The organism is Vibrio sp. SNU_ST1, assembly GCF_030563405.1.
Classification (GTDB): domain Bacteria; phylum Pseudomonadota; class Gammaproteobacteria; order Enterobacterales; family Vibrionaceae; genus Vibrio.
Genome location: NZ_CP130748.1, coordinates 1934592 through 1947156 on the forward strand (window position 1 = coordinate 1934592; position 12565 = coordinate 1947156).

A 12565-nucleotide genomic window follows, 5' to 3' on the forward strand; every position below is an offset into this window, starting at 1 on the left:
AATCGTAAAGGTGATTCCGTGACTCTTCTTGCTACTCAGGAATTGGTTTGTTACTCAGTGAGTAGGCTCGCTATCAAGCGAACCTACTACCGAGTATAGTTTTACCTACCAATTATAGCTTTACTTCATGTTGCTTCGTTTTCGGTAAAGAAATACTTAGCAGGAAATAACCTAAGATAGCTGCAGTCGTTGACCCCATCAGGATACCTAATCGAGCAAGCGTATCAAAGTCTGCGTTCGTTGGTCCAAATGCTAGCGATGAAATAAAGATAGACATCGTAAAGCCAATACCACACAACACAGATACCGCGAAGATATTCATGAAGTTCACACCTTCAGGAAGCTTAGCTACGCCCGTTTTCACAGCACCCCAGCTGAATAGGAAGATACCCAGTGGCTTACCCACCAATAGACCCATAGCAATACCAAGCGGTAGCATACCTGTAAGATTTGAAATTGAGATGCCTTCTAGTGATATACCTGCGTTTGCAAATGCGAAGATTGGCAAAATTGCAAAAGCGACGTATGGGTGCAGAGCATGTTCTAGGTGCTTCAGCGGAGAACGCTCTCCTTTATTGCCTTTCAGTGGGATAGCAAAACCAATGACTACACCTGCCAATGTTGCGTGAACACCTGACTTCAATACTGCGAACCACAGAATTGCACCAACAATAAGGTAAACACTCAGCTTAGTTACATGCTTGTTGTTTAGCATGAACAACACACCAGTCGCAATGAAGCCAACCGTTAGTGCAAGCGTCGATAGATCGCCTGAGTAGAACAGTGCAATGATAACAACAACACCTAGATCATCGATAATTGCCAACGCTAGTAGGAATACCTTCAAACTTACCGGTACACGGTTACCAAGAAGAGCCATGATACCCAATGCGAAAGCGATATCAGTTGCAGCTGGGATAGCCCAACCTTGAAGCGCTTCAGGGTTACTTGAATTGAATAGCACGTAAATAAGTGCAGGAGCTAGCATACCACCCACCGCTGCGATAGCTGGGAAGATTGCTGTCTCTTTAGACTTTAATGCACCTTCTAACAGTTCGCGCTTAACTTCTAAGCCAATTAGAAGGAAGAAGACAGCCATTAAGCCATCGTTAATCCAGTGTGATACAGACATACCAAGAACATAGCTGTGCAGTACCCCTTGGTACATTTCGTTCAATGGTGAGTTTGCTACAAACATTGCGATCGCCGCAGCGATGACTAGTATGATGCCGCCAGCAGATTCCAATTTAAAGAAGTCACGGATGACGTCGGTCATGATTTCGCCCTTATATTTATTATTTAAATAAACGAATAACAAAGAATAACCACGAGTTTATATCCAAGCTCTATCGATAGATAATCACTTCTTCGGATGTTTAACTTCGGTTTTTCCTACAAATACTAAACAATACGTCGTATATTCCATAATGTTGTTATGCACCATGAATTAAGTATAGATGAGTTCACCAAGGCTGTATGCACAAATAATTCGAGGGTTGTCGGAATATCAAACATAAAAAAAGGCTATCAAATGATAGCCTTAGGTGTTTTTTAGTAGCCGGTTAACTGCATAAAGCCTGTTGCTTCATGGCTTCCGCTCGCCATAATTGGCCCTTCCCAATAGGGTATGACAAAAGGCAGCCACATATCTCTACGTTTGATACGCGTAGTAAGATTGATATCGTGTTGTGGCACGTTAATAATCCATTGGAGCGGCATTCTTCTACCATTCAGTAGCGTCGTATTCTGTAAAGGCTTGATAGAAATATCGGAGTCCGTTAGCTGATATACTTTGCCCGAACGCGTTGCCAATGTTCCAAACACATACGGCAATTGTTGATTATGGCGATAGCGGTTAATGCTCAGCGCAGTACCGTCATCGAGATTAAACACGAACCAATCCCAGCCTTGCTGACCCACTCCAAGTAAACCACTACCCCATTCTTTATGTACCCACGCGGTACCTTCAACTTCTTTGGCTACACCATCGAGATTCAAAACCCCACTCAAAGATAAAAATGGAGCACTGAAGTTATAAGACGCGACAGGCAATAAATCGTGCTTTTTCTGATAGCCGTTATCGCCGTTGAGCACGTATGGCCCTTTCGCAATAGTGTCGAGTTCAAGGCCAAACGTATCGGTTTGTACTTGAAGGCGACCTGGAAACGGTGTGTTACCCAGAGCACGCCAGTTCCAGTTGTCAATCCAAATTCTAAACGGATGACTGGTCATACCCGCCTGTCCAATGCCACCACGCGCCAAACGCTGCTCTTTCCAAACTTTAGATTCAGACGAAATTACCACATTTGAAATATAAACCTGCGGGCTTTGCCACCCCCGAGTTTCTCTCTCATCGGTTGCTATACGGAAGAAGCTCCACTGTACCGAGTACTTTTTACCATCATCCCCTTTTAGAGAAGCAAAATAATGCCACCACTCATGCTGGAATTCTGGATGGAACTGGAAATCACGAGGCAACGAAACGCCGCGGTCTGGTAATACAGGTTCAAACACATTGAAGTATTCGCTTACGAGTACTGAGTTAACCTCATTCTCGCCCTTATCGCCAACATCGACAAAATAGGAATAGTACGCCCATACACCTAAAATAATGCCAAAGAAACCAATCAGTAATAGAGCGGAAACAAATCGGTGTCTGAGTTTTTTTGAGCCATTTCGTTGAAGCATATTAAAGCGCATCCCTCAGTGATTTCATCGGTGTGTTCCGAATCATTCTCATCACTGGCAATGCACCAGCTAACATCAATGCTGCCATGGCCCACGCAAATGTCTGCAAATAGTCCCAAGGAATCACTTGTAATTCGAGTGACCACCCAAAAGACTGCTTAATGACGATATCGACGATCAAGCTGGCTAACGCCAATCCAAGCGGGATAGCAATCAAGGAAGAAATAAGTCCGAATACAAACAACTGCAAGCTGCCTGTAAAAATCAGCTCTTTTGCCGACACCCCTAAGCAACGTTGCAATGAAATATGCCTTTGTCGAGATACTTCACCCGCAACCGTCGCAAAGAAAATACCGAAGACCGCGATGACCAAAGTGATGTTACCCAATGTATCCGCTATCGCGAAGGTCCTATCAAACACTCTCATCGCCTGACTGTGAATATTGTTATTATCAAAAATACGTTCGGATCCAAGCCTGAAAACACTTTCCAGTCGACTTCGAAGTCCTACCGAATTGACATCATCTTTTAGTATGACGCCTAGGCCAACATTTCCGCGTCCAGCAAACCCAGATAGCCAGTTTCGATGTGACATCATGACTTGATGGTAAGGGTTTCCATAATCGTAATAAACACCGACAACCTGCCAACCAGAGCCAAGATTGTCATAAAGGTCTATATAGTCGCCTGGGCGAATCCCTAACTTGAGAGACATCGATTCACTGATCAACACACCTTTCGAATGATGCAGGTGGTACCAGTAATTCGGAATGCCTAACTTGATCGTCAGCGCTTCTAATTCTCCTTCAGAAGGACCAGTACTGACCACCTGGGTACTTCCGACAGGGGAAGCGACATCTTTCTCCCAACGCCACCAAACTGAATCGACTTCAGGCTGTTCTGACAGCCAATTACTCATACGTGCAGCGGCGTTGTTGGTTGGGTAGATATAAAGGTCTGCAGCCAAACGCTGTGTTAACCATTTATCGGTGGTATCCCTAAAGCTACCCACCATGGTTTCTACACCAATATTCGCTGTTAACGCTAGCATGAACGCCATTGTCGCCACACCACGATAACTCATGCTTGAAGCGGCATCCGCAAAGAACCAGCGAGCACGAACCCAACGCAGTGAATAAGACAAACTGTTGAACAGCTTCCACATCAAGAAAGGCGTAAACAAAGCCACACTGACGAGCATCAGGGCAATAATCGCAAAACCAGATTCTTGTGTTTGTGGGGCTTGATACACAGCGACAGCTGCAACCAAGAAACCACAACCAATCAATGCTTGCCAAGTAAACTCAGTGCCAGCAAAACGCATCAAAGATAAACGAGATGACAAACGAATCGGTTGCGACCTCAGCAAACGAACCAATGGCCATGCACACGCTAGGAATGCACCAAGCAACGCCATTAATAAGCTATAACCACTCCAACGCCAACTCCAGCTAAGGGTTAAGCCCACATTCGCATCGTAAAGATCACCTAAACTCGAAGAAACGGCAGGTAACAGTTGGTTTGCCAACATGACACCGAATACATTGCCGCAGATCCAGCTAAGTAAAACTAATAGTAATAACTCTAAGCAAAGCGCTTTAGTCAGTTGCCAACCAGACACACCTGTTTGTCTCAAGATTCCGACGAGTGGTTGGCGCTGAATGAAAGACAGCGACATCGCTTGATAGAAAATAAACAAGCCAACGACAAACGACAGCATGCCCATCGCTTTTAGATTTAAGTGGAAAGCACTAGTCAATGACTCAAGCTCAGCTTTAGAGCTGCGAGAGATTGTCAAACCATTGGGCAACATGTTTTTAAGACGTTCAAACTTCTCGGGAGGCATGTCTGAACACGCAATCACGGAAAGCCCTGCGCTGCGTTTAAGCATTCGGAGCAAGGAGATATCCGCAATCAACCTTGTACCATTAATCAGGTTATTTTGGTCAACCACCACAGGACCAAGCTCAGAGCCATCCATAAGTGGAATGTAGTCCCCATCCTTCCATTCCATATGTTCAGCAAGATCATCACTCACCAAGATCGGATATGGTGGTTTCATGAGATCCAACGTGGTGAGTTCTTTTAGAGCAGCACCAGGCTGAAGCTGAAGCATAGAAACAGGATCTATGCCGATCAACATAAAATTTGCGCCGTTTTCATCAGTGATACTATGGTGGTCAAAAGGAGAACACTGCTGAAAGCCTTCACGGCGAAGCTGAATGTAAAAACCTTGCGGGATTTTATTCGCGTTATGTTTTGGTCGAATACGGTAAGGAAGAGGATTCGAAAAGAGTTTTTCGCCATGCGTATAACTTTGCTTGGCGTGTTGGTTGATAGCGGTAACACCAACCAAAAGTGATACGCCAAGGGTTAAACCAAGCCATACCAAGATAATCTGAAGTGGGTAACGTCGATAGTGACCAAGTAGTGCTTTAACTACGGGCCATAACATGCAGTTGCCCTCCTTGTAGGCGAATTCTGCCATCCATATGCAATGCAACTTTCTCACTGTGTGTCACCAGCAATAAGGTACATTCTAATTGGCGGGCCAAAGAGGTCAGCAAACGCATTACGGCTTCCGCATTGCGCTCATCAAGGCTTCCCGTTGGTTCATCAGCCAACAAGATTTTCGGTTCCATATACAAGGCACGAGCAATCGCAGCACGTTGTTGCTGGCCACCAGACGCTTCTTCAGGGTAACGACCAAGTAAAGGCATAAGGTCTAAAGCAGAAAGAATCTGTCTCCAGAGCCCCTTATCTTCAGGTAAACCTTTTAACTGGCGGCAAAAACGGATGTTGTCGGCAATGTTAAGCGTCGGCAACAAATTAAATTGCTGAAAGATATGACCGATGTTGTTTCTACGATAAGCGGTGCGGTCACGCTCGGTCGAGTCGTGCATATCGAAGTGAGGGAAAGCGATTTCACCTGAATCGGCGAGGTCTAAACCCGCGATAAGATTCAGTAAAGTACTCTTACCAGAGCCACTTTCTCCCATTAATGCCAGCTGATCACCTTGGTTTAATGTTAATTCAGCACCTTGCAAAACAGGGTGAAACTCCCCCCCATCGACATAGCCTTTACATAGGTCTGACAGCTTTAACATTAAACAGCTCACATTAGTTAGAATTTGGAATGAGAATCTACACTAATTCCCTGTTAGGAGGAAGTATTTTGAAAGATAGATCACACACCAACGATAAAGTGATGGGGTTGATGCGCTCTACTTCAATTTCCTATCAAGTTTTTAATCCATTTTCTTGTTTTCATACGATAGAGCGACCCACCCCACTTAAGCACCTCTTCAGTGAGGAAAAGTAGATATATCCACTCAGGTGGAAACTTAAGATAGATAGCGGCGATTGCAGCTAACGGAATACCAATCACCCACTGGGCAATCAGATCTTGATAAAGGCAGAACTTCACATCACCGCCCGCTCTCAACACACCAACGATCACAGTCATCGGTGCCGAGCGGATTACAATACCCACGCTTAAAATCAGAATGAACTTCTCAGAAAGAGCTCTGGTTTCTTCCGTCAGTGCACTAAAAGCATTCAGTATTGGCGTTTGTACAAAGTAAAGAAAAACGGCCACAACAATACTGGTCAAGAAACACAAAATCGTTAAGCCTAACGCTTGATAATAAACCGCTTCATTGTTCTTCGCGCCAAGTTGGTTACCCACCAGAACCGCTGCCGCATTCGACATCCCAATCAATAAACTCAATGAAATAGATTCAACCGGCGTCATCACTGAAAGTGCTGCCAGTCCCTGAACGCCCGATTGCCCCATGATCGCGTGGTAAGTAAACAAGCCACCGGCCCACGCCAAGAAATTAAACGTCGTAGGAAGCGATAACTTTAAGAAGCGAACCACTTTTTCAATCGAAGCGGCTGCTTTTATATCGCATAACTTGAAAGCCAAGAGATGCTTTGAACAATAAAGATAACCAAACAAGGTCGCCACTTCGATTGCACCACTCAACACTGTCGCAATCGCTGCGCCTTTTATTCCTAAGGCGGGAAAGCCCAAATTACCAAAAATCAAAACCCAGTTTAAAAACACATTCGATAAAATGCCAATACCACTAAAGAAAGTGCTTAAACCCGGCTTGTGCATCGCTCTTAGGCCTACTGCCATACTGCTGACACACGACACCGCTAACATGCTGAACGAGGTGATAACAATGTATTCAACACCAAGGTTGATCACTTCTTGGGAGTCAGTCGTCACACCCATGATTTGCGCGGGAAATGAAACGAAGAAAACAATGGTCAGCAACGCAAATAGTGTCGATACTAACCATGTCAATGCGGTACTTTCTCTGACACCTTGTTTGTTACCTGCTCCCCAATATTGAGCCGTTAGCAGAGCGCCCCCCGTGGTGACACCCACCAGCATAATGGTCGTTACAAACATAGCACGGCTAGCAACCCCCACAGCCGCAATGTCTGCTTCTCCAAGCTGACCTAACATCAACACATCCACTAAGCCTCTGCTTGAAAACATAATGCTCTGCAGAGTAATAGGCAAAGCAATCGCAATAAGCCTACGAACAAAATCACCTCGAGTGTGATGAATAATTGAAGAGAGCAACATAGAGACACCTAAACGGAACGTATTGATGAATAAAGATAAATATCACGCTATTATATCAATGTTCGGTTTTTAACCACAGATATAAATGGAATAACAATGAAGAAAGTACTGGTATTAGGCGCTTCTGGTTATGTTGGTTCACAGCTCCTCCCTCTCCTACTTAAGCAAGGTTATCAAGTCACTGCTGCTGCAAGGCATATCGACTATTTAAAGGCACGAACAGAGCCTCACGACAACTTGTCACTTGAATACCTTGATCTCGCAGATCAAGCGGCAACACAGGTATTGGTACCCGATTTTGATCTTATTTTCTTCCTAGTTCATGGCATGGCTGAAGGCCATGATTTCATTGACTATGAATTGAATCTAGCGCGCAATTTCATCTCAGCGCTAACTCCAAATAACAAGCACGTGATCTATCTAAGTTCGCTTCAACCACAAACGGCAGATTCGGAACATTTACAAGCCCGAAAGCAAACCGGTGACTTATTACGGAAAGGCTCAGTGCCAGTAACCGAATTGCAAGCTGGCGTGATCATTGGGCCAGGGTCTGCAGCATTCGAAATCATGCGAGACTTCGTGTACAACTTGCCTATCATGATCGCGCCAAAGTGGGTCGACTCTAAAGCTAACCCTATCGCATTACAGAACCTGAACCACTATCTACTAAAACTCGCACATGACACACCTAGCGAAAGCCAAACCTTCGAAGTTGGCGGCCCCGATATTGTCTCTTATCGAAATCAATTTGCTCATATTGCCAAAACAGCCAATCGTCCACTCAGGCTTTGGGCGACATCACTCCTTACGCCTTCAATCGCGTCATATTGGCTAGGCGTGGTGACTTCTGTACCGTCCAACATAGGCAGAGCGCTTCTCGCAGGCTTAAAGCATGACTTTATTGCCAGTTCGACCACCATTAGAGAAAAGTACCCTCAGAAGCTTATCTCGTTCGAAAACATGGTTGAACAAGCCATTCATGCTGAAGGAAACTTCGTGAAAAGTAATGTGTGGGGCTTTGACAAAACCGCCTTCAAACGCTGGCAAGCTGGGTACGGCTATTACCCAAAGAAAACAGGCGCAAGTATCACCTCCAGCGCATCATTAGAGTCGCTTTGGCATATAGCTCAGCAAATAGGAAGCCCGAAACAAGGTTACTTCTTTGCTAATGCTTTGTGGCGCACACGCGAATGGTTAGATGTTCTTTTCGGCGGTGGTGTACCTGTTCGACAAATGCCAGAAGGCCCTAACCTAAAAGTCGGTGACAAAATTGACTCTTGGAAGGTGATTCGCTGTGAAGAGAATCAGTTTTTATCTCTGCTTTTCGGCATGAAAGGTCCCGGATTAGGGCGATTAGAGATTACCGTATCTGACCACGGTGATTCGCGTGAACTGAATATTTCAGCTTGGTGGCATCCAAAGGGGTTTCTAGGATTACTGTATTGGTTTGCGATGATGCCTGCTCACTTGTTTATCTTCAAAGGCATGGTTAAGGCAATAGCAACGACAGCAACCGATAAAAATTAATCCCCCTCAATATTGAGACATAAATGCAATTGATATTGATAATAACTATCACTACACTTACGCTTTGCAATATAACCCAGACAAAAAGTAGTGATATGAAAAAACTAAATTGGAAGCGAATCAATCGTAAAACACATTATTGGGGAGCTGCGCTCATAGCCCTGCCGATCATCGTAGTACTTGTTAGCGGGTTATTACTGCAAGTAAAAAAAGAAGTAACTTGGGTGCAACCTGCAAGTATGAAGGGTGAAGCTAAAATCCCGCAGCTATCATTTCAGCAAATTCTCGATATTGCGAGTACCGTACCAGAAGCTGAAATTCAAAGTTGGAAAAATGTCAGCCGAATGGATGTTAGACCTTCGAAAGGTATTGTGAAAGTTAGAGCTAAGAACAAAGTCGAGGTGCAAATTGATAATGCCAGCGGTAAAATTTTACAAGTCGCCTATCGTCGTTCGGATCTCATTGAATCATTACATGATGGCTCGTTCTTTCATGAACATGCTAAATTATGGTTATTTCTACCGGCTGCAATAATTTTAATTATCTTATGGATATCAGGCATTTACATGTTCTTAACGCCTTATATATTAAGACGTCAGAATCGTAAAAGAACCACATTAATAGATGAACATAACTCTTTAACTCGACCGATTAATTCGTAGATAATCTCTTTCCGAATTGCGAGCACGCCTAGTTAGTATTATCGTTAATGTAAACACCTTAGATTTAAAAACCCACTGTAAATCTAAGGTGTTACGGTAACTTGATAGTCGTACTCGCCTTTCCGGCTTGAGTGATTTAATGATTTAGCACGGCTGAGCTCTCATAAGTATTTTTATCGTGACATACCCACACTCGCAGTTATGTTAACCATTGAATTTTACTCGCCAATAAAACTCAATGGAATTTCAGCTAACTGTTTACCTTGGTTACTTGGATACACGATGTATTCACCGTGATACTTCACTGCTGACTTGTAGTCCGTTACTTTGTGAAGCATAAAACCGGCTTCCATCGCTGCTTGAATGAACTCTGCGTGGTTACCTCGCACAAACCAGTTCATCGGCTTAACCATCAACTCTCCTTCAAAAGAGTCATCACACTGTTTGCCGCACAAGGCAAAAGAGTGCTCTCCATCGGTGAAGAATTGAATCTTACCACCAGTCGTTAGCTCGTCTTCACTCGATACGCTCCAACCCATCTCGTACATTTTGTCCATGAACGCTTCAACGTCACTGTCTTTTAGCGCTTTAGGTCCTTCGCCTTCAGGGAAAAAACGTCCGTAGAACGCAGAAATACGTTTAAAGGTAAAAGTTAGATCAGAGTTGTTGCCTTTTGAGCGACCCTGTTTCTGCCAACGCACCAAATCAGGAACAATCACACGATCATAAGACTGAGCCTTAATCGCCTTCGTTACCCAACGAACTAAATAAAGGTTGTTCGCAATAGGCGCATCAATCGCTTTGCCTGCTTTGTGCAGAGCGTAAAGCTCGCCTAATGCATCATTCACTAACTTCTGAATTTCAATATAGTATTTTGACATTATGCCTTCTTTCCTAATGTCCAATATAGTAATGCTGACATTACTGCACACGCAGCCATTACCATAGCCATAGACCCAGCACTGTCACTTGGCAGCATCGCAACGATAGCTCCAACGACAGAACCAGTACCAAATCTTAATGTTCCCGCAAGCGATGAAGCCGTGCCTGCCATGTTTGGATAACCACTTAGCAATAGACCCATAGAGTTACTGCCGATAGTAGAAATGGTGCCAATAAATAGCATCACAAACGGCACAATACCCCAAAGCCCGAGATCCAATAACCAACCGACCAATAAACCCACGCCAGCCAATAATTGAATGACCAGCGCGGCTCTCAACATGGTATGAGAGCCGACCTTCTTAACAATTCGACCATTAATTGTCGTCATCAGAATCATCGCAATGATATTCAGACCAAACAGGTAACCAAACAGGTCAGGACGCACACCATAAACATCAATGTAGACAAAAGAGCCTGCGGTTAAGAATGCAAACATCCCAGAGAACGAGAACGCACCCGAGAAAATTAGGCCCATAGCGGTCGAGTTTTTACATAAACGAGCGTAATTACGAATCGTGTTTTTAAAGCGCAATGGTTGACGATTTTCAACAGGCAGAGTCTCTGGGATTTTGATTATTACCGCGAGAATCACAATCACTGCAAAAATAGCTAACACCCAAAAGATTGAACGCCAACCGAACCACAATGCCAAATAACCACCAATCATCGGTGCGATAAGTGGCGCAACCGTCATCACTAAGGTAACGAACGACATGGTTCTTGCGAAATCTTCACGGTCGAACATATCACGAACAACGGCTTGGATTATTACCGCCGCCGCCGCACCTGCAAAACCTTGTGCGGCACGAACTAACGTTAACGCTTCAATACCATGAGTGGTTGCACTCACGACAGACGCTATCGCAAACAAGAACACACCAATCAGTAGAACTGGCTTGCGACCATAACTGTCGGCTAACGGACCATGTAACAACTGACCTAAAGCGAAACCTGCGGTGTACGCGGTAAGTGTGATTTGCACTTCCCCTGCTGTCACGCCGAGATCTTTGGCGATCGTTGGCATTGCAGGTAGGTACATATCGATGGCGAGTGGTGTCAAAGCACCAATAGCGCCCAGAACCAAAAATAGCATCCAACCTAACTGAGGAGTTTGTGGTTGTGAGCTTGGGGTCTGCGGGGTAGACGTTTGCATAACTCTCCGACTAAGTACTAGGTTCTAGGTTCTAGGTTCTAGGTTCTAGGTGAGTACGAGCATGCACGCAGCAATATTCAAATAAACACACGGCAATACACGAATACGCACAGTGATACACGAATATGCGCACAGTAATAATGGCTGAAACTGTCCTAGTACCAGTCAAAATAATCAGCCGACGCTATCCTTGGTCGGCCACATCTACGGTAGAAAAGATTACTTCCAGATAGAGTCGACTTCTTCTTGTGTTAGGTAACGGTATTCACCCAACTCTAAAGACTCGTCCATCTCGATTTCACCAATACGTTCACGGTGCAGTGCTTCTACCTTGTTACCAAGTGCAGCAAACATGCGTTTTACTTGGTGGTATTTGCCTTCATGAATCGTTAGCAACACTTCACGCTCTGCACGTACTTCAAGGTGTGCTGGAAGTGTTAGGCCGTCTTCGCTCTTAAGCTGGATGCCCTCTTTGAACTTTTCAACATAATCGTCTTCAACAGGTTCAACCAACCACACTCGGTACATCTTCTCGCACTTATGCTTTGGCGACGTAATACGATGAGACCACTTACCGTCGTCTGTCATTAAGACAAGACCCGTTGTATCAACATCTAAACGACCTGCAAAGTGCAGCTTGTCCATTTTGATTTCATCGAGTAATTCAAACGCAGTGCGATTTGAACCATCTTCATGCGAACAAACAAAACCTTCTGGCTTGTAAAGCATGATGTAACGCGGGCCGTGAACATTCAGTTCATTGCCTTGCCATTCCACAACGCACTCTTCAGTTACCTTAAGTGAGCCGCTTTTTTGAATGACATCATTTACTGTCACTGCTTTTGATTTTAATAAGTGTGTTGCTTCTCTTCGAGTGACGCCTAACGCATCGCACAGAAATTTATCTAAACGCATGAATACCTCAACTAATCTAAGTCGGGTATTATAGTCACCTTTGCTCAATTAGTTGAGCTATTTCACACTATT

10 protein-coding genes are annotated in these 12565 nt (G+C 44.4%); 2 read left to right on the plus strand and 8 right to left on the minus strand.

From position 1 onward, the window contains the following. Positions 1 to 112 precede the first annotated feature (112 nt). The 5 genes from nhaA to Q5H80_RS08360 form a co-directional block, all read right to left on the minus strand. On the minus strand, positions 113 to 1276 hold the full coding sequence (gene nhaA / locus Q5H80_RS08340; RefSeq protein ID WP_304564399.1) for a Na+/H+ antiporter NhaA: 1164 nt from the start codon (positions 1274 to 1276) through the stop codon (positions 113 to 115). 275 nt (positions 1277 to 1551) lie between these two features. Then, entirely contained in the window at positions 1552 to 2700 is a 1149-nt protein-coding gene (locus Q5H80_RS08345) for a lipocalin-like domain-containing protein (RefSeq protein WP_304564400.1), read from the minus strand. Next, positions 2690 to 5143: an ABC transporter permease gene (locus Q5H80_RS08350; RefSeq protein ID WP_304564401.1), complete on the minus strand. Its 2454-nt coding sequence runs from the start codon at positions 5141 to 5143 to the stop codon at positions 2690 to 2692. The genes Q5H80_RS08345 and Q5H80_RS08350 overlap by 11 nt, the downstream gene beginning before the upstream one ends. Then, entirely contained in the window at positions 5124 to 5795 is a 672-nt protein-coding gene (locus Q5H80_RS08355) for an ABC transporter ATP-binding protein (RefSeq protein ID WP_009847080.1), read from the minus strand. Before Q5H80_RS08355 ends, Q5H80_RS08350 begins: the two co-directional genes overlap by 20 nt. Before the next feature lie 122 nt (positions 5796 to 5917). After that, entirely contained in the window at positions 5918 to 7291 is a 1374-nt protein-coding gene (locus tag Q5H80_RS08360; RefSeq protein WP_304564402.1) for an MATE family efflux transporter, read from the minus strand. Between the two features lie 96 nt (positions 7292 to 7387). Here Q5H80_RS08360 and Q5H80_RS08365 point away from each other — a divergent pair, with 96 nt between their 5' ends. After that, positions 7388 to 8818, plus strand: coding sequence for a DUF2867 domain-containing protein (locus Q5H80_RS08365; protein ID WP_304564403.1), 1431 nt, complete (start codon positions 7388 to 7390; stop codon positions 8816 to 8818). A gap of 95 nt (positions 8819 to 8913) precedes the next feature. Further along, on the plus strand, positions 8914 to 9480 hold the full coding sequence (locus Q5H80_RS08370) for a PepSY domain-containing protein (RefSeq protein WP_304564404.1): 567 nt from the start codon (positions 8914 to 8916) through the stop codon (positions 9478 to 9480). A gap of 218 nt (positions 9481 to 9698) precedes the next feature. Here the strand turns inward: Q5H80_RS08370 and Q5H80_RS08375 are convergent, their stop codons facing one another. From Q5H80_RS08375 to rsuA, 3 genes are all read right to left on the minus strand, one after another. Then, positions 9699 to 10361 carry a DUF2913 family protein gene (locus tag Q5H80_RS08375; protein ID WP_304564405.1) on the minus strand — a complete coding sequence of 221 codons (663 nt, stop codon included), beginning with the start codon at positions 10359 to 10361 and terminating at the stop codon, positions 9699 to 9701. Further along, positions 10361 to 11578, minus strand: coding sequence for a Bcr/CflA family multidrug efflux MFS transporter (locus tag Q5H80_RS08380; protein ID WP_304564406.1), 1218 nt, complete (start codon positions 11576 to 11578; stop codon positions 10361 to 10363). The genes Q5H80_RS08375 and Q5H80_RS08380 overlap by 1 nt, the downstream gene beginning before the upstream one ends. A gap of 219 nt (positions 11579 to 11797) precedes the next feature. Beyond that, the gene (gene rsuA / locus Q5H80_RS08385; RefSeq protein ID WP_009847085.1) at positions 11798 to 12493 is read right to left on the minus strand and encodes a 16S rRNA pseudouridine(516) synthase RsuA; all 696 of its coding nucleotides are present in this window, start codon (positions 12491 to 12493) and stop codon (positions 11798 to 11800) included. Positions 12494 to 12565: the final 72 nt, after the last annotated feature.

Bases quoted from the DNA above. Each gene is read 5' to 3' on its own strand.
- nhaA (WP_304564399.1), bottom strand. From the start codon at position 1,276: ATGACCGACGTCATCCGTGACTTCTTTAAATTGGAATCTGCTGGCGGC.
- Q5H80_RS08360 (WP_304564402.1), bottom strand. From the start codon at position 7,291: ATGTTGCTCTCTTCAATTATTCATCACACTCGAGGTGATTTTGTTCGT.
- Q5H80_RS08350 (WP_304564401.1), bottom strand. From the start codon at position 5,143: ATGTTATGGCCCGTAGTTAAAGCACTACTTGGTCACTATCGACGTTAC.
- Q5H80_RS08380 (WP_304564406.1), bottom strand. From the start codon at position 11,578: ATGCAAACGTCTACCCCGCAGACCCCAAGCTCACAACCACAAACTCCT.
- Q5H80_RS08355 (WP_009847080.1), bottom strand. From the start codon at position 5,795: ATGTTAAAGCTGTCAGACCTATGTAAAGGCTATGTCGATGGGGGGGAG.
- Q5H80_RS08365 (WP_304564403.1), top strand. From the start codon at position 7,388: ATGAAGAAAGTACTGGTATTAGGCGCTTCTGGTTATGTTGGTTCACAG.
- rsuA (WP_009847085.1), bottom strand. From the start codon at position 12,493: ATGCGTTTAGATAAATTTCTGTGCGATGCGTTAGGCGTCACTCGAAGA.
- Q5H80_RS08345 (WP_304564400.1), bottom strand. From the start codon at position 2,700: ATGCGCTTTAATATGCTTCAACGAAATGGCTCAAAAAAACTCAGACAC.
- Q5H80_RS08375 (WP_304564405.1), bottom strand. From the start codon at position 10,361: ATGTCAAAATACTATATTGAAATTCAGAAGTTAGTGAATGATGCATTA.
- Q5H80_RS08370 (WP_304564404.1), top strand. From the start codon at position 8,914: ATGAAAAAACTAAATTGGAAGCGAATCAATCGTAAAACACATTATTGG.